The sequence below is a fragment of the Pseudomonas sp. SIMBA_041 genome, assembly GCF_046535095.1.
GTDB classification, from domain to species: Bacteria; Pseudomonadota; Gammaproteobacteria; order Pseudomonadales; family Pseudomonadaceae; genus Aquipseudomonas; species Aquipseudomonas mucoides.
In genome coordinates this window covers 1-249 of sequence record NZ_JAWRXJ010000708.1, presented here as the reverse complement: position 1 = coordinate 249, position 249 = coordinate 1, and the positions used below count along the sequence as shown (strand labels likewise).

The window sequence follows — 249 nt, the reverse complement described above, 5'->3', positions numbered from 1 at the left end:
ACAAGAGTTACTTCAAGACAAGTTATGGGGATGAGGCTGGGAATGCGCCCAAGAAGGGGGTCATCACTAGCAAGATCAAGGGGAAGGTGTACTTCACTTCCTGGTCGATGAATGTGAAGTTCGAAGGTCAAAACGTAGTACGACACCTTGATATGACGACGCATAACCATGCTTGACAGCCAGGTAATACCCCTCCCTGGCCTCACCTTTCCAAGATGTCGCCGAGCACCCAGGGAAAATGCAAAAGGG

1 pseudogene is annotated in these 249 nt (G+C 50.2%); it reads left to right on the top strand.

Features of this window, described 5'->3' with window-relative positions:
• Positions 1-173, top strand: a pseudogene (locus SB725_RS32940) (PAAR-like domain-containing protein); the annotation flags it as partial.
• Positions 174-249: the final 76 nt, after the last annotated feature.